The following is a 14,946-nucleotide window of genomic DNA, read 5'->3' as shown; positions in this document are numbered from 1 at the left end:
CAGGAAGCCTTCAACCAACTACCCGTAGGCGCGACGATCCTAGCGAATATCGATCACCGCGGTACGACACATTGCCGGCTGCCGCCGCTACCGAGCGTCAGGAATAACGACGCAACAGCCCAGCCAGGCGACCCTGTACACGGACCTGCGCCGGCGCATAGCGCTGCGGGTCGTACGCGCGATTGGCAGGATCGAGGCGGATCATCGCACCTTCGTGGCGGAAGTATTTGAGCGTCGCCTCGCTGTCGTCGATCAGTGCGACGACGATCTCACCGTCGCGCGCCACTTCCTGACGGCGGATCAGCGCATAATCGCCGTCGAAGATGCCAGCCTCCACCATCGAATCGCCCGACACTTCCAACGCGAAGTGCTCGCCTGCCCCGAGCAGTGCGGCGGGTACCGGAAGCATCGTCGAACCTTCGAACGCCTCGATCGGCACGCCCGCGGCGATCCGCCCGTGCAGCGGGATCTCGACCACGTCGTTCGCGGGCGCGGGCATGGTACGCTTGACCGACGGAGGGGCGGCGCGCTTCGCCTCGGCGCCGCGCTCAGGTGCCTTGAGAACTTCCAGTGCGCGCGCGCGATTGGGAAGGCGGCGCAGATAACCACGTTCCTCAAGGGCGCTGATGAGGCGATGGACACCCGACTTGCTCTTCAGCTCCAACGCGTCCTTCATCTCCTCGAACGAGGGCGAGACGCCGGTGTCGGCCAGGCGATCCTCGATGAAGCAGATCAGCTCGTGCTGCTTGCGCGTCAGCATGTCCCGGCGCCTTCCTAGTGAACGGAGTGCGAACCTTTATGGAACATATAGCCCTCCGTCAAGCGATCATCAGGACTTCCGCCGAGTCGCCGGCCGCCGCCGCGGGCGCGTGCGATTCACGCACGATCAGGCATGTCGAGCGTGCCAGCGTGCGCAGCATCGAGCTGTCCTGGATAGTCGAGGCGTACGCGCGCCCGTCGCGCAATTCGGCCCGTAGATAGTCGGTACGCTCGCCGTTCGCGGGCAGGTTTTCGCCCAGCAAGACCCGGGAGACGCTTGGGAAAGGATCGCTGGCGCCGGCGAGATGCGCGACGAGCGGACGCACGAAGAGGAGCGCGGTGACGAACGCGGACACGGGATTGCCGGGCAGGCCGACCACTGCCATGTCGCCGCGCCGCCCGGCGAGCATCGGCTTGCCGGGGCGCAGCGCGATCCGCCAGAAGTCGAGCGTCGTACCCGCGGCTGCGAGCGCAGGGCGGACGAGATCGTGGTCACCGACCGAGGCGCCGCCGGTGGTGACCAGCACGTCGGCGTCGACGCGCGCAAATGCGTCCGTCAAGCGATCTAGCCGGTCCGGGAGGATTCCGAGGTCGACGATCTCGACCGGCATGTCGGCGAGCAACGCGCGCAATAACAGGCGGTTGGACTCGGGCAGGGCGTCACCGGGCGTGCCGGGTTCGACCAGTTCGTCACCAGTTGCGGCCAGCGCGACGCGGACCGGGCGCGCGACCGTTAACCGCGCCACTCCACCAGTCGCAGCGACCGCGAGTCGCGCGGGTGTAAGGCGTTGCCCTCGCTCGACGAGGATATCGCCTTCATGGAAATCGAGCCCGCGGCGGCGGACGTTGCGGCCGACATGCGCGGGGCCTTCGCCGGCGAGCGTCAGCGTCGCACCATCGCGAGCGGCGTCTTCCTGGACCAGCACGGTATCGGTGCCGGATGGTAGCGCGGCGCCGGTGAAGATGCGGACCGCCTGTCCGCTATCGACGGCGGTCCCGAAAGGGGTGCCCGCGGCGCTTTCGCCAATTACCTGAAAAGGTCCGGGAAGATCGGCGAAGCGCAGCGCGTAGCCGTCCATTGCGGACAGATCGGCGGCAGGTTGGGTGCGGCGCGCGATGACGGGAGCGGCGGCCCAGCGGCCAAGTGCCTCGATCAGCGGGACGTCCACCGCGTCGACATGGCGGCCCAGCGCCAGCACGCGGGCCTGCGCCTCGGCAACCGGAACCAGCGTCATGCCGCCCGCCAGTCGCCGGAGCGGCCACCGCGTTTTTCGATCACGCGGATGTCGTTGATCGTCATCGCCTTGTCGATTGCCTTGGCCATGTCGTAGACGGTGAGCAATGCGACCGACACCGCGGTCAGCGCCTCCATCTCGACCCCGGTCTTGCCGTCGGTAGCGACGGTCGCGACGGCGGTTATGCCATTGTTTTCGGGCAGAAGGTTGAGCGAGACGCGCGTGATCGGGAGCGGGTGGCAAAGCGGCACGAGATCGCTGGTGCGCTTGGCGGCCATGATCCCGGCGACGCGAGCGACCGCGAGGACGTCGCCCTTCTTCACCGCGCCGGCGCGGATTGCGCCAAGTGCTTCGTCCGACATCGCGATGTGCCCGGTCGCTACCGCCTCGCGCCGGGTCACCGCCTTGTCGCCGACGTCGACCATGTGCGCGGCACCATCGTCGTCGATGTGGGTGAGACCGGCCATTCAGCCGACCATTGCGCGGGTCGCTGCTGCGACATCGGCGTGGCGCATCAGAGCTTCGCCGATCAGGAAGCAATACACGCCATGTGCCGCCAGTTCATCGAGGTCGGCGCGTATCGACAACCCGCTCTCGGCAACGAATGTGCAGCCGGCGGGGGCGTGCGCGACCAACTCGTACGTGCGCCGGAAATCGACTTCGAAAGTCTTCAGATCGCGATTATTGACGCCGACGAGTCGAGTCCGCAGCCGGGCCGCACGCTCCATTTCAACGGCATCGTGAACTTCGACCAGCACGTCCAGCCCCTGTTCGATCGCCGCTGCCTCGCATTCGGCCATGCAGGCATCGTCGAGCGCGGCAGCGATCAGCAGGATTGCGTCCGCGCCGATGCTCCGCGCCTCGATCACCTGCCAAGGATCGACCGTGAAGTCCTTTCGTAGGACCGGCAGCGCGCACGCGGTACGGGCCGCGACCAGATAATCCTCATGTCCTTGGAAATAAGGCGCATCAGTCAGCACAGAGAGGCAGGCCGCTCCACCTTCGGCATAGGCGCGGGCGTGCGCGGGCGGATCGAAATCGGCACGGATCAGGCCCTTCGACGGGCTGGCCTTCTTGATCTCGGCGATGAGCGCGTGGCGGCCGGCAGCGACCATCGCGTCGAGCGCCGCGCGGAAGCCACGCGGCGCCGACTGGGCGGCGGCGAGCGCAGATAGCTCAGACAGCGAGGTCGCGGCCTTGCGCGCCGCCACCTCGGCACGCTTTGTCGCACAAATCTCGGCAAGGATGGTCATGACCAGGAAATCCAGCGATCGAGCAGGGTCGTTGCGCTCTTATCATCGATCGCGCGTGCGGCGATTCGCGCAGCGGCACGCAAATCGCGCTCGCGTCCGGCGAGCACCAAGGCCGCGGCGGCGTTGAGTAGCACAGCGTCACGATATGGTCCGTGCTCGCCTGCCAGCAGACGGCGCAGCGCCGCAGCATTGTAGGCCGGGTCACCGCCGCGGATCGCGATCGTGGGATGGCGCGCGACCCCGGCGTCCTCGGGCACGATCCGCGCGGGCAGCGTTACGTCGCCGACCGTCACCACGCGCGTCGCACCGGCGCCGGAGATTTCGTCCAGCCCCTCCTCGCCGGCGACGACTGCCGCGGCATCGCTGCCGAGCTGCGCCAGTGCGTCTGCGTAAAGCGGCGCGTAGTCGGGTCGGGCGATGCCGATCAGCTGCCGCGTAACGTGGGCCGGGTTGGCGAGCGGGCCCATCAGGTTGAAGATCGTGCGACGGCCGATGCGACGGCGGATCGGAGTGATGCGCTTCATCGCCGGATGATGGTTGGCGGCGAACAGGAAGCAGATGCCGAGCCCGGCGAGCGTTTCCTCCGCCTGCGCGCCGGCACGCTCCATATCGAGACCGAGCATTTCCAGGGTGTCGGCGGCGCCGGCCTTGGACGAGGCGGCGCGATTGCCGTGCTTGGCGACCGGCACGCCGCAGGCGGCGACGACCAGGCTGACTGCGGTGGAGACGTTCAGCGTGTGTTGCCCGTCACCGCCAGTCCCGCAGACGTCGATCGCACCGGCTGGTGCCTCGATCGGCAGCAGTCGTGCACGCAAAGCGCGGGCAGCCTCGGCGATTTCGATGCTGGTCTCGCCGCGCTCCGCCAGTCGGATGAGGAAGTCGGCGACCGCCTCCTCGCCGGTCCGCGCATCGAGGATGTCCGCGAACGCCTGCGCCGCCGACTCGCGCGACAGCGGCGAGGAGGGGTCGGGCAGCAATGCCACCGTCGTCACGCCGCGATCCGCCCCGCGTGGTTGATACCGGCCATACGCAGGAAATTGGCGATGAGATCGTGGCCGTGCTCGGTCGCGATACTTTCGGGGTGAAACTGGACGCCATGGATCGGCAACTCGCGGTGGCGCAGCCCCATCACCGAGGCATCGGTGGCAGTGGCGTTGACCGCGAGGCAATCGGGCACGTCGGTGACGATCAGCGAATGGTAGCGTGTGGCGGTGAACGGCGCAGGCAGGCCGGCGAACACGCCGGTGCCGTCATGGTCGACCGGGCAGGTCTTGCCATGCATGAGCCCGCCACGCACCACCTTGCCGCCGAAATGCTGACCGATCGCCTGATGTCCCAGGCACACCCCGAACAGCGGGCGACGCACCTCGGCGCAGGCGGCGACCAGATCTAGGCTGACCCCGGCTTCGTTCGGGGTGCACGGTCCGGGCGAGATGAGGATCGCCTGAGCCCCGCTCGCCAGCGCTTCGGCGGCTGTCAGCGCGTCGTTGCGAACCACGCGCACCTCGGCACCCAGTTCCATGACGTAATGGACCAGGTTCCAGGTGAAGCTGTCATAATTGTCGATCACCAGGATCATGCTACCGCCATAGCCGATGCGCGCGGCATCGCAACCGGCAGCGCGGCGGCGGGCCGAAGGAATATTGCAGGCGCGCAAAGAATCGTAATGGACGGGAGAGATACGGCGCGGAGAAAAGCGCCATGCTGCGCGTTCGCGGTGATAAGGAGAAATGACATGCGTCGTCACGCTGTTGCGTTTGTTTTCGCCGTGGCGCTGGCGCTGCCGACAGGTGCCTTGGCGCAGGTCCAGTCTGCCGGCAACACAGGCCGGGCTCCACAGCGCGTGCGTAGCGTGACGCTGGAGGGCAACGAAGCGTGCCCGAAGGCGCAGGGTGATGAAGTGGTGGTCTGCAGCCGCCTGAACCCGGACGAACAATTCCGCATTCCGAAGCCGCTCCGCGACAGCGCTGAGCCGGCGGCGAAGAATCAGGCATGGACGAACCGGGTGGCGACCGCTGACCAGGTGAGCCGCGTGGCTGGCGGGTTGCCGGATACGTGCTCCCCGGTCGGATCTGGCGGGCAGACCGGATGTGCGCTCGCGATCAACCGCGCGTGGGCGGCGGAGCGGCGCGCGGCGGAGAAGAACGACTCGATGATCCCGGGCGGGCGCTGAGTTTCAAGGGGCGGCCGGGGCGGCGCGACCAGCGATCCGGCCCGACATCATGCGGAACCCAGGTCGCCGCTCGGTTTGCCAATGGATTGCGATCGGAGACCGGCGTTCAGGCGCGGATCGACGGCGGGAGGTTGTCGGCGGCGGATGGTCGCGCTGGCGACGAGGCGTGCGCTTGGATCACTAAACCATGTTCGATCGCGTTGTCGGATCGATCGTGCTTGGCCATCCGCAATGGCCAGTCGGCCGGCACAGTGATTTTTTGAAGCGCTGGCGTGAGCGCGTACTGATTGATGCGAACACCGACGTCGGGCACCGATTGGCTCTAACCTGGAATCGATCTGCTTCGCTCGCCCTCTCGACGCGACCTGAGCAGCACGCCGTAGCCCAGCACGCCGGACAGCAGCGATCCTGCCAGCACCCCCAGCTTCGCCTCCGCCTGCAATAGCGGATCGGCGGGAAAGGCGAGCAAGGTGATGAAGATGCTCATCGTGAAGCCGATTCCGCATAGCAGCGCGACGCCGAACAACTGGCGGGGCGTGGCGTGCGCGGGCATGTCCGCGAGCCCGAGCCGGATCGCCAGCGTCGCGGCGCCGAACACGCCCGCGACTTTGCCGGTCAGCAATGCGACGGCCACCCCGAGCGTCACCGGCGCGGTCAGCGCGGCGGCGGGCAGGCCGACGATCGGCACCGCTGCGTTGGCCAGCGCGAACACTGGCACGACGAGGAACCCGACCGGCCGATGCAGCGCATGTTCCAGGCGGTGCAGCGCACTCTCGCCGTCAGCGCTGCCGTCGGCGCTGTCGCGCGCGCGCGTCATGGGGATCGTCAGCGCCAGCATGACCCCCGCCAACGTGGCATGGACGCCCGATCGCAGCATGAAGACCCACAGGAGGACGCCGACGAGCAGAAACGGCGTGAGCCGACGCACCCCGTATCGGTTGAGTGCGACCAGCACGCCGAGCGCGCCGAAGGCTGTCGCGAGATCGGGCAGGGAGACGTGCGTGGTGTAGAAAAGGGCAATGATGGCCACTGCGCCGAGATCGTCGATGATCGCCAGCGCGGCGAGGAAGACGCGTAATGAGGCCGGCACGCGATCGCCCAGCAGCGTGATGACGCCGAGTGCGAACGCGATGTCGGTCGCTGCCGGGATCGCCCAGCCGGCAGCGGTCGCGCCGCGATTGAAGGCGAGATAGATCAGTGCCGGAACCGCCATCCCGCCCGCCGCTGCGATGCCCGGCAGGATCCGACGCGGCCAGGTCGCCAGTTGTCCGTCCAGCAGCTCGCGCTTGATCTCAAGGCCGACCAGCAGGAAGAAGACGGCCATCAGCCCGTCATTTATCCAATGTTCCAGTGACATAGGGCCAAGCGTGCGATGAAGCAGCGCGGCATAATCCGCAGCCAGCGGCGAGTTGGCGACGAGCAACGCGAGCGCGGCGGCGGCCATCAGCAGGATGCCGGCAGCGGCTTGCGAGGAGAGGAAGGCGCGGATCGGGCTGCGGCGCGCGGGGGCGTGTCGGGGCATGGCGGCGGGTCCGGATACAGAGCGGCGTCACTGGCGGCCCGACCAGCGCAAGACACCTGCCTGCCACCGGAATTCGGCGGTCGACACCCGCGTCGTCTATCGCATCGGGAGCCGCCGAGGACAAGCCGTGCGCTTCGTCGCGATCGCTGCGCGTCGCGTTCGGGGCGATCCAGGGACGCGGAACGCCGTCATCGGGAGCGTTCGGGGCCGCGCCGCAGCGTTTCGGGGCGCTTCGGTGTGCGCGCGATGACATTCGAACGCGCTTGCCCAGCCGGCGGCAGAAAGGCGATGTGGGGGCTGAGCATCAGGAGCGTCGTCATGGGCACGTCGATCGTCGCAACAACGTTCGTCCTCGTCAGCTGCGTGCTGGCGTACCGGGCGAACGAACGCTTTCGGTGCGAGGAGCACCTGCCGATGCAATGGTCGTTCACGGGCGCGGTCACGTGGTCGGCGCCGCGGCGCATCGCGCTGTCGGTGATGCCGGCGCTCGCCGTCGTCACGCTCGGCGGGATGGCGGTCATGTCGCTGACGGTCCCGCCACGCGCCGGGCAGGAGAGCGATGTGCTCCCGGCATCGATCGGCGCGGGCGCCTTGCTGGTCGCGATCCAGCTGCTGCACTTCGGGCTGATCGCGCGAACCCTGCGGCGGCGCGAAGGCCGATAGGCGGCATGGCGGCGATCCGGCGCGGCGTCAGGCCGCGGCGGACTCCGCGACGGACGCGCGCAGCCGGTCGGCCATGTCCTGCAACGTCACCTGCGCGATGCCGCCCTCATCGCCGACGCTGCGCAGCAGATCGGCGATCGCCAGCTGCATCTGCGTCACATAATCGATCCGCTGCAGGCTTGCCATGTGGCGGCGCAGCGTGTCGCCGTCGCTGCCCAGGTCGTAGGCGAGGTCGGCGAGCATGCCCGACGCGAGCACCAGCTCGTTGGCGAGAGCATGGGCGAGCGAGCGCGGCACCGCCCCCGTCGCCACCCCCCCGCCGGACGGGGAGGGAAGCGCGGCGGCGCTCATTTCGAGCACATCTTCATGACGCCCGCCACCAGCGCGTCGCTGGCCACCGGCTGCTGCACCATGCCGCGCGTGAGCGTGTACCCGCCGCCGCTCTCGGCCGGCGCGAAGGCATAGCCGCCCGCCGCGTTCATCGCGCGCAGGCCGCCCGCACCGTCCTCGTTGCCGTCGAGCAGCAGCACGCCGACCGCATTGGCCGCCGCCGCCTTCGCCGCCGAGGCGAACAGCAGCGAGATCGACGGACGCTCACCCGCGACAGGGTCCTTGGGCAGCAGCCGCAGCGTGCCGTTGGGCCAGCTGTCGATCACGAGATGCGCGTCGCCGTGCGGCGCGAGGTAGATCGTGCCCTGCTCGGGCTTCATCCCGTCGGCGGCCACCACAACCTTGGGCGCGCATTGCTCGGCGAGCTTCTCGACCATGCTCTCGACCATGCCCGGACCCAGGTGCTGGACGACGACGGTCGGCGGACAATTGGCGGGGAAACCGGCGAACAGGTCGAAGATCGACTTGGTGTTCGACGCGTCGCCGCCCACCAGCAGCAGGCGCCCGTTCCAGTCGATCGGCGGAGACTTCGCCGTTTTGGGCGCGCTCTTGGGCTTCAGGTCGGCCTTCTTCGCCGCCTTCAGCCGCTTCGCCAGCTTGGCGATGATCGCGTCCAGCTCGGCCGGCGCCGCGACGCGCGGCTTCGGGAAGCAGTCGATCGCGCCCAGCCGCAGTGCCTCGATCGATTCCGCCGCGCCGTCCTGCGTCCGGGTCGAGAACATGATCACCGGCATCGGCTTGGTGTCCATGATCTCGGCGAGGTAGGCGAGCCCGCTCATTCCCGGCATCTCGACGTCCAGCGTCATCACGTCGGGCCGGGTGCTCTCCACCAGCCCGCGTGCTTCCGCCGCGCCGTCGGCCATGCCGACCACCTCCACGCCCGGGATCCGCTCCAGCGCGCCGGAGATCAGCGCGCGCATGGTCAGCGAATCGTCGACCACCAATACTTTCGTTCCAGCCATGACCCTGTCCTAGTACACGCGCGTTAACTATCTGTTTCGACCCGCATCGCGGTGTCGCCTTGCCCTCGGCTCAGGCCGCGTCCGCCAGCGCGGCCCGCTCGACCAGCCGGTCCAGCGCCAGCACCATGATCAGCCGCTGGTCGATCGTGGCGAGACCGTCGAGGAACTGTTGCGCAGCGGCGTCGCCCATGTCGGGCAGCGGCTGCATGTCCTCGGTCTGGACGGTGACGATGTCGTTGACGGCGTCGACGATGATGCCCTGCAACTGCTCGCCGATCCGCACGACGATGATCACGTGGCGCGCCGTCGGATCGGTCATGCCCCAGCCCAGGCGGTGGCGCAGATCGAGTACCGGCAGCACGACGCCGCGCAGGTTCACGACGCCGCGCACGTGGCTCGGCACGTTCGGCAGCGGCGTGGCGGGCGACCAGGCGCGGATCTCGCGAATCGCCATGATATCAACGCCCAGATACTGGTCGCCGAGCTGAAAGGTGATGAGCTGACGGGACATGACGAACGGTCCTCCTGGATCAGTGCAACACGCGCCGGATGGCGGCGGCGAGCTTTTCGGGGTTGAAGGGTTTGACGATCCAGCCGGTCGCGCCGGCCTGGCGCGCGCGCTGCTTCTTCTCGTCGGAGCTTTCGGTGGTCAGCACCAGGATCGGCAGCGTGCGGCGACCGTCGGCGCGGACGTTCTCGATCAGCCCGAACCCGTCCATGCGCGGCATGTTGATATCGGTGATGAGCAGGTCCGGCTCCTCCTCCTCGTCGAAGCTGGCAAGCGTCTCCAGCGCGTGGACGCCGTCCTCGGCCTCGACGACCTGATAGCCGAGGTCGGTCAGCGCGGCGCGCAGCAGCATCCGCATGCTAGGCGAGTCATCGACGGTCATGATCGTCTTGGTCACGGGTAACGGCTCCTGGGCAGAATGCGGGTGGCGAGGGCGGGCATCAGAAGAACTCGACGTCGCCGAGCGACGCGGGCGGCGGTGGCGGTGGCGCGACCGGGCGGGCGCGTACGGCCGGCATGGCGATCGTGGTCTCGGTCACGACACGGCACCGTGCGAGGCCGAGGGCAGGGCGGAACTCGACGCGCCGTGCGCCGCTGCCGCCGACATCCTCGCCGACGAGCGCGATGCGTTCGTCACGCAGGAACCGCCGGGCGAACGCGATGTTGTCGCCGCCGATGTCGCGGAACCCGCTGCGCATCGTGGCGCCACCGAAGATCCGCGCCTTGAGCCGCGAGCGCGCCGCGCCCATCGCCAGCATGGCGTTGATGAGCACTTCCATCGCATAGACGCCGTAGCGCTGCATCGAGGCGGGATCGGAAGCATGACCCCCCTCCGCTAACAGGTAATGGTTAATGCCTCCTACCTTGGCGACCGGATCGTAGAAGCAGGCGGCGATGCAGCTGCCGAGCACGGTGGTCAGCACCACGTCGGTCTCGCCGCTGACGCGCGTCTCGCCCTGCGCCACCGTCATGCGGCGCAGGCCGTCGCGAAGCACGATCCCGGTCATGCGCGGCATTCCTGAAGCAGGCGGGCGGCGATCCGGCGCAGCGGCATCTGCTGCGCGACCGCGCCGATGCGGTGCGCGACGGCGGGCATGCCGTAGACGACGCTGGACGCCTCGTCCTGGCCGACCGTCATCGCGCCTGCGTCGCGCATCGCCAGCATCCCCTCGGCGCCGTCCGCGCCCATGCCGGTCAGGATCGCGCCGACCGCGTCCGCACCGGCGATCCTGGCGACCGAGTGGAAGAGCACGTCGACGGACGGCTGGTGGCCGCTCGCCTTCGGGCCGGTCAGCAGCCGGCAGTAGCGGCGCGTCGCCGGGCCGGCGATCTCCATGTGCCGGTCGCCGCCCGGCGCCAGATAGACCTTGCCCGGCGCCAGCACCGCGCCCGCTCGCGCTTCCTCGACGTGCGGCTTGCACAGCCGGTCGAGTCGCGCGGCGAAGCTGGCGGTGAAGCTGGGCGGCATGTGCTGCACGATGACGGTCGGCGGGCAGTTGGCGGGAAAGCCCGACAGCAGCTCGATCAGCGCCTCGACCCCGCCGGTCGACGCCCCGACCGCGATCATCGACTGGTCGCGCGGTACGTAATCGGCATGGTGGACCGGCTCCGGCGCGATGCTGCGCGGCGCGGCGGCGACGCTGCGCCCGCGCGATCCGCAGGCGGCGCGGACCAGCGCCGGCAGGCGGATCGCCTCGTCCGGGCGACGCAGTGCCAGCTTGTCGAAACATTCGAACGCGCCCAGCTCCAGCGCCGCGATGCTCGCATCCGCGCCTTCGGAGGTCAGCGTCGACAGCATCACCACCGGGGTGGGGCGCAGCCGCATCAGCCGTTCGAGGAAGTCGAGCCCGTTCATGCCCGGCATTTCGATGTCGAGCGTGACGACGTCGGGATCGAGTTCCTTGATCCGCGCGCGCGCTTCGTCGGCGCTCGACGCGGTGCCGACGACCTGGATGTCCGGGTCGCTGGCCAGCGTGCGCTGGATCAGCGCCTGCATGGTCAGCGAATCGTCGACGACGAGGGTGCGGACGCTCACGCGCTCACCTTCAGATAGGCGGTACGCCCCACGCAGTCGAAGCGCTTCGCCACATCGGGCGACAGGCGCTCCGAATGACCGATGTACAGCATCCCCCCAGTCTCCAGATGATCGGCCAGCCGTGATTGCAGCTTGGCCTTCGTTGGTTCATCGAAATAGATCATGACGTTGCGGCAGCAGATCGCGTCGAACTTCCCCTTCATCGGCCAGGCGCCGAGCAGGTTGAGCGGGCGGAACGAGATCGCGTCGCGCAGCAGCGGGTCGACCGTCAGCCGGCTGTCGATCCAGGTCGATCGCAGCTTCGCCGGCACCGTGCGCAGCGTGTCCGCCGAATAGCGGCCGGCCCGCGCGGTCTCCAGCACGCTGGGTGACACGTCGGTGGCGAGCAGGCGCAGGTCGCCCTTCAGCAGGCGCTGCGCGGCGCTCTTGTCGGCACCCAGCGCGGCCATCAGCCACGTATAGGGTTCCTCGCCGCTCGAACATGCCGCCGACCACAGCCGGACGCGCCCGCCGCTGGTCAGCCGCTGCGCCAGTTTCGGCCACATCCGCTCGGAGAAATCCTCGAAGTGATGCGCCTCGCGGAAGAAGCTGGTGTGGTTGGTGGTCAGCGCGTCCAGCATCCGGTCGCGCTCGTCATCGTCGTCGGCGATCTGCTTCAGATAGGCGGCGACGCTGCCCAGTCCGCAGGCGCGCACGCGCGGGGCGACACGGCCATAGACCAGCTGTGCCTTGCCCTCCGGCAGCAGGATGCCGAGCGCGTCGTAGACGATCCGCGAGATCGCCTGGTGATCGGCATGCGTGAAATCGAACTCACGCCGGGCCGACGGAGCCGCGAGGGCAGCGGCATTGCTCATGCCGCATGTGCCAGCGGGGTGCGACGCGAGCGTTGCGACGTCAGCGCATCGACGTCGATGATCAGCGCGACGCGCCCGTCGCCGAGGATCGTCGCACCGGCCAGCCCGTCGATCGCCTGGTAGTTCGCCTCCAGGCTCTTCACGACGACCTGCCGCTGGTCCTGGATCGAGTCGACCAGCAGCGCGGCCTGGCCCTGGTCGCCCTCGACCACGATCAGCACCGCCTTTTGCGGATCGTTCTCGCCGCCGTCGATGCCGAGCTGCTCGGCTACCGGATAGATCGGCACGTAGGAGCCACGCACGTCCAGCACCGAGCCGTTGATGCCGACCGCCGTCACCGAGCCGTCGGACGGGCGCAGGCTCTCGACGATGTGGCTGAGCGGGATGACGAACGTCTGGTGTCCGACCGTGACGATCATCCCGTCGACCACCGCCAGCGTCAGCGGCAGGCTGAGCGAGAAGCTGGAGCCGGAGCCGAAGCGCGAGTGGATGCCGATGCGTCCACCCAGCGCCTGGACGTTCTTGCGCACCACGTCCATGCCGACGCCGCGCCCCGAGATGTTCGAGACGGTCGACGCGGTCGAGAAGCCGGGCGCGAAGATCAGGTTGTCGACCTCCTCGTCGCTCAACACCGCCTCGGGCAGGATGATCCCGCGCTCGACCGCCTTGGCGCGGACGCGCGCGCGATCGATCCCGCGCCCGTCGTCGGCGACGGTGATGACGATGCGGCCCGAATGATGCGCGGCCGAAAGCGTGACGACCCCGGTCTCCGACTTGCCGGCCTTGATCCGCTCCTCGGTCGTCTCCAGCCCGTGATCGACGGCGTTGCGGATCAGGTGGGTCAGCGGCTCGCCGATCCGCTCGACGACGGTCTTGTCGACCTCGGTCATCTCGCCCTCGATATCCAGGCGGACGCGCTTGCCGGTCTCGCCTTCCAGTTCGCGGATGATGCGCGGCACGCGGCTGAAGACGGTCTTCATCGGCTGCGCGCGGATCGCCATCGTCGATTCCTGCAGTTCGCGCGTCAGGTGATCGAGATCGGTCAGCTCCGAGATGCCGGCCATGTCGTTCTCGCTCAGCCGCTGCGCGAGCATCGCCTGCGTGATGACCAGCTCGCCCACGAGGTTCACCAGCCGGTCGAGCTTGTCGAGGTCGACGCGGATCGTCTGCGCGACCGGGGTCGCGGGTGCGACCGGGCCGGTCGGTGCGGGGCGCGGCGCGGGGGGCGCAGGGACGGCGGCGACTGCCACGGGCGCCGGGGCGGCCGGAGTCGGAGCCGGGGCGGGTGCCGGGGCCACAGCGACGGGGGCAGGGGCCGGGGCGACGGCCGGCGCAGGTACGGCGGCGGCCGCGACCGGCGCCGCGACCACGATCGTCTGCGGCGCGGCGAGCGGCGCCGGGCCGTCGGCACGGGTCAGCGTGATCGCGCAACTGTCGGTGAACTCGAACACCGCGCGGATGTCGTCTTCCTCGGCGGTGCCGGGCACCGCGATCTGCCACGCAAGGTACGACAGCTCGGGGTCCAGCGCGTTCAGCGTCGGCAGCGCGCCGGCGTCGCACGACAGCACGCGGCCTTCCATGCGGATCAGTTCGCGCAGCAGCAGCAACGGCTCGGCGCCGTGGTCCAGCGCGTTGGCGGAGGGACGGAACGTGACCAGCCATGCGGGCGGGCCATCCGCGACCGGCGCCGCATCGGGTGCGGCCGCGCCGCCGACGTCGTCCAGCATCGACATCAGGTCGTCGAAATCGTCGAGCGCTACGGGCGTCGGCTCGAAGGCGAGCTCGACGGGTGCCGCTGCGGGCGCCGGGGCCGGCGCGGCCTCCTCGCCGCTCGCCGCCGCGATCAGCCGCGCGAGCATCGCCGCATCGTCGGGCGCATCGCCCGCGTCGCGCGCCGCCGCGACGTGATCGGCCAGCATGTCGAACGCGGCGACGATCAGGTCGACCAGCGGCGGGGTCAGCCCCAGCGTCTCGCTGCGCAGCAGGTCGAGCAGCGTTTCGTACTGGTGGGTATAGGCCTGCAGCCGTTCGTGGCCGAACGCGCCCGCCCCGCCCTTGATCGAGTGGACCGCACGAAAGATCCCGTTGATCGTCTCGTTGTCGTATTGCTGGTCACGAAGCGCGGCGAACGCGCTTTCCATGCCGGCCAGACCTTCCTCACATTCCTGGAAGAACATCTGCTGGATTGCGTCGAGGTCCAAGGTCGGCTCCTGCGCGAAAGGTTCGAAGGATCAGGCGGCGGTGACGACGTCGAGCGCGGCGAGTTCGCCGGCCTCGATCATCGCCACGCTGGGGAAAGCGACCTGCCACGACAGGCGGCGCGCCACCGCCGCGGCACGCGCCGCGGCCAGCACCTGCAGGCACGCCTGACCGATCTGGTCGACCGCGTTGCCGTCGATCGCGATCGGCTGCCCGGCCTCGACCAGCTTCTTCAGCGACTGGTGCAGCGGGCCGGCGGCCGCGGTATCCAGTCGGGAATTGAGGATGATCGACATCGCGGGGCTTCCTGTCAGATGGCGGCGGGGCAGGGTGGTCGGCGTCGTACGATCATGGCCCTGTCCCCTTCGCTTGCGGTCGCCGGTTCCTCTTGCC

At 69.0% G+C, this 14,946-nt stretch carries 19 protein-coding genes; 2 read left to right on the top strand and 17 right to left on the bottom strand.

Translation table 11 applies throughout. From position 1 onward, the window contains the following. Positions 1-97: 97 nt before the first annotated feature. Genes lexA through SPHPHY_RS0114065 form a run of 6 tightly spaced genes read right to left on the bottom strand, consistent with a single transcriptional unit; the run spans position 98 to position 4,826 of the window. Positions 98-760 carry a transcriptional repressor LexA gene (gene lexA / locus SPHPHY_RS0114090; RefSeq protein WP_022687332.1) on the bottom strand — a complete coding sequence of 221 codons (663 nt, stop codon included), beginning with the start codon at positions 758-760 and terminating at the stop codon, positions 98-100. 58 nt (positions 761-818) lie between these two features. Then, positions 819-1,994, bottom strand: a complete 1,176-nt coding sequence (locus SPHPHY_RS0114085) for a molybdopterin molybdotransferase MoeA (protein ID WP_022687331.1) — start codon at positions 1,992-1,994, stop codon at positions 819-821. Beyond that, on the bottom strand, positions 1,991-2,461 hold the full coding sequence (gene moaC / locus SPHPHY_RS0114080) for a cyclic pyranopterin monophosphate synthase MoaC (RefSeq protein ID WP_022687330.1): 471 nt from the start codon (positions 2,459-2,461) through the stop codon (positions 1,991-1,993). The genes SPHPHY_RS0114085 and moaC overlap by 4 nt, the downstream gene beginning before the upstream one ends. Further along, positions 2,462-3,247, bottom strand: coding sequence for an indole-3-glycerol phosphate synthase TrpC (gene trpC / locus SPHPHY_RS0114075; RefSeq protein WP_022687329.1), 786 nt, complete (start codon positions 3,245-3,247; stop codon positions 2,462-2,464). After that, a complete protein-coding gene (gene trpD, locus SPHPHY_RS0114070; protein ID WP_022687328.1) occupies positions 3,244-4,239 on the bottom strand; it encodes an anthranilate phosphoribosyltransferase in 996 nt (331 codons plus the stop codon). The genes trpC and trpD overlap by 4 nt, the downstream gene beginning before the upstream one ends. Next, positions 4,236-4,826 carry an anthranilate synthase component II gene (locus SPHPHY_RS0114065; protein ID WP_022687327.1) on the bottom strand — a complete coding sequence of 197 codons (591 nt, stop codon included), beginning with the start codon at positions 4,824-4,826 and terminating at the stop codon, positions 4,236-4,238. The genes trpD and SPHPHY_RS0114065 overlap by 4 nt, the downstream gene beginning before the upstream one ends. 156 nt (positions 4,827-4,982) lie before the next feature. Between SPHPHY_RS0114065 and SPHPHY_RS0114060 the strand changes: the two genes are divergently transcribed. Next, positions 4,983-5,420, top strand: coding sequence for a hypothetical protein (locus tag SPHPHY_RS0114060; RefSeq protein ID WP_051148324.1), 438 nt, complete (start codon positions 4,983-4,985; stop codon positions 5,418-5,420). Between the two features lie 106 nt (positions 5,421-5,526). Here SPHPHY_RS0114060 and SPHPHY_RS22070 read toward each other — a convergent pair whose 3' ends face one another. Together SPHPHY_RS22070 and nhaA are read right to left on the bottom strand one after the other, a co-directional pair. Further along, positions 5,527-5,733 carry a hypothetical protein gene (locus tag SPHPHY_RS22070; protein ID WP_156025103.1) on the bottom strand — a complete coding sequence of 69 codons (207 nt, stop codon included), beginning with the start codon at positions 5,731-5,733 and terminating at the stop codon, positions 5,527-5,529. Positions 5,734-5,742: 9 nt separating this feature from the next. After that, a complete protein-coding gene (gene nhaA, locus SPHPHY_RS0114050) occupies positions 5,743-6,942 on the bottom strand; it encodes a Na+/H+ antiporter NhaA (RefSeq protein WP_022687324.1) in 1,200 nt (399 codons plus the stop codon). A gap of 318 nt (positions 6,943-7,260) precedes the next feature. Between nhaA and SPHPHY_RS0114040 the strand changes: the two genes are divergently transcribed. Continuing rightward, complete coding sequence (locus tag SPHPHY_RS0114040; RefSeq protein ID WP_022687322.1) at positions 7,261-7,605, top strand: hypothetical protein; 345 nt, start codon at positions 7,261-7,263, stop codon at positions 7,603-7,605. A 27-nt stretch (positions 7,606-7,632) separates the two neighbouring features. Here SPHPHY_RS0114040 and SPHPHY_RS0114035 read toward each other — a convergent pair whose 3' ends face one another. The 9 genes from SPHPHY_RS0114035 to SPHPHY_RS0113995 form a co-directional block, all read right to left on the bottom strand. Beyond that, positions 7,633-7,956: a hypothetical protein gene (locus SPHPHY_RS0114035; RefSeq protein WP_022687321.1), complete on the bottom strand. Its 324-nt coding sequence runs from the start codon at positions 7,954-7,956 to the stop codon at positions 7,633-7,635. Beyond that, positions 7,953-8,957, bottom strand: a complete 1,005-nt coding sequence (locus SPHPHY_RS0114030) for a chemotaxis protein CheB (RefSeq protein WP_028056929.1) — start codon at positions 8,955-8,957, stop codon at positions 7,953-7,955. Before SPHPHY_RS0114030 ends, SPHPHY_RS0114035 begins: the two co-directional genes overlap by 4 nt. Positions 8,958-9,027: 70 nt before the next feature. Then, entirely contained in the window at positions 9,028-9,468 is a 441-nt protein-coding gene (locus SPHPHY_RS0114025) for a chemotaxis protein CheW (protein ID WP_022687319.1), read from the bottom strand. 19 nt (positions 9,469-9,487) lie between these two features. Next, positions 9,488-9,862 (bottom strand): response regulator, encoded by a 375-nt coding sequence (locus SPHPHY_RS0114020; protein WP_022687318.1) that lies wholly within the window; start codon positions 9,860-9,862, stop codon positions 9,488-9,490. A 43-nt stretch (positions 9,863-9,905) separates the two neighbouring features. Further along, a complete protein-coding gene (locus tag SPHPHY_RS0114015; protein ID WP_022687317.1) occupies positions 9,906-10,481 on the bottom strand; it encodes a chemotaxis protein CheD in 576 nt (191 codons plus the stop codon). Next, positions 10,469-11,500 (bottom strand): protein-glutamate methylesterase/protein-glutamine glutaminase, encoded by a 1,032-nt coding sequence (locus SPHPHY_RS0114010; protein WP_022687316.1) that lies wholly within the window; start codon positions 11,498-11,500, stop codon positions 10,469-10,471. The genes SPHPHY_RS0114015 and SPHPHY_RS0114010 overlap by 13 nt, the downstream gene beginning before the upstream one ends. After that, positions 11,497-12,354, bottom strand: coding sequence for a CheR family methyltransferase (locus SPHPHY_RS0114005; RefSeq protein WP_022687315.1), 858 nt, complete (start codon positions 12,352-12,354; stop codon positions 11,497-11,499). The genes SPHPHY_RS0114010 and SPHPHY_RS0114005 overlap by 4 nt, the downstream gene beginning before the upstream one ends. After that, on the bottom strand, positions 12,351-14,555 hold the full coding sequence (locus SPHPHY_RS0114000) for a chemotaxis protein CheA (RefSeq protein ID WP_022687314.1): 2,205 nt from the start codon (positions 14,553-14,555) through the stop codon (positions 12,351-12,353). The genes SPHPHY_RS0114005 and SPHPHY_RS0114000 overlap by 4 nt, the downstream gene beginning before the upstream one ends. A 30-nt stretch (positions 14,556-14,585) precedes the next feature. After that, positions 14,586-14,849, bottom strand: a complete 264-nt coding sequence (locus tag SPHPHY_RS0113995; protein ID WP_022687313.1) for an STAS domain-containing protein — start codon at positions 14,847-14,849, stop codon at positions 14,586-14,588. Positions 14,850-14,946: the final 97 nt, after the last annotated feature.

Origin of the sequence: Sphingomonas phyllosphaerae 5.2 (genome assembly GCF_000419605.1) — a bacterium.
Classification (GTDB): domain Bacteria; phylum Pseudomonadota; class Alphaproteobacteria; order Sphingomonadales; family Sphingomonadaceae; genus Sphingomonas; species Sphingomonas phyllosphaerae_B.
The sequence above is the reverse complement of the archived record's forward strand: the minus strand, read 5'-3'. Positions and strand labels throughout refer to the sequence as shown.

Bases quoted from the DNA above. Each gene is read 5' to 3' on its own strand.
- SPHPHY_RS0114030 (WP_028056929.1), bottom strand. From the start codon at position 8,957: ATGGCTGGAACGAAAGTATTGGTGGTCGACGATTCGCTGACCATGCGC.
- lexA (WP_022687332.1), bottom strand. From the start codon at position 760: ATGCTGACGCGCAAGCAGCACGAGCTGATCTGCTTCATCGAGGATCGC.
- nhaA (WP_022687324.1), bottom strand. From the start codon at position 6,942: ATGCCCCGACACGCCCCCGCGCGCCGCAGCCCGATCCGCGCCTTCCTC.
- SPHPHY_RS0114060 (WP_051148324.1), top strand. From the start codon at position 4,983: ATGCGTCGTCACGCTGTTGCGTTTGTTTTCGCCGTGGCGCTGGCGCTG.
- trpC (WP_022687329.1), bottom strand. From the start codon at position 3,247: ATGACCATCCTTGCCGAGATTTGTGCGACAAAGCGTGCCGAGGTGGCG.
- SPHPHY_RS0114015 (WP_022687317.1), bottom strand. From the start codon at position 10,481: ATGCCGCGCATGACCGGGATCGTGCTTCGCGACGGCCTGCGCCGCATG.
- SPHPHY_RS0114085 (WP_022687331.1), bottom strand. From the start codon at position 1,994: ATGACGCTGGTTCCGGTTGCCGAGGCGCAGGCCCGCGTGCTGGCGCTG.
- SPHPHY_RS0114040 (WP_022687322.1), top strand. From the start codon at position 7,261: ATGGGCACGTCGATCGTCGCAACAACGTTCGTCCTCGTCAGCTGCGTG.
- SPHPHY_RS0114005 (WP_022687315.1), bottom strand. From the start codon at position 12,354: ATGAGCAATGCCGCTGCCCTCGCGGCTCCGTCGGCCCGGCGTGAGTTC.
- moaC (WP_022687330.1), bottom strand. From the start codon at position 2,461: ATGGCCGGTCTCACCCACATCGACGACGATGGTGCCGCGCACATGGTC.
- SPHPHY_RS0113995 (WP_022687313.1), bottom strand. From the start codon at position 14,849: ATGTCGATCATCCTCAATTCCCGACTGGATACCGCGGCCGCCGGCCCG.
- SPHPHY_RS0114025 (WP_022687319.1), bottom strand. From the start codon at position 9,468: ATGTCCCGTCAGCTCATCACCTTTCAGCTCGGCGACCAGTATCTGGGC.
- SPHPHY_RS0114035 (WP_022687321.1), bottom strand. From the start codon at position 7,956: ATGAGCGCCGCCGCGCTTCCCTCCCCGTCCGGCGGGGGGGTGGCGACG.
- SPHPHY_RS0114065 (WP_022687327.1), bottom strand. From the start codon at position 4,826: ATGATCCTGGTGATCGACAATTATGACAGCTTCACCTGGAACCTGGTC.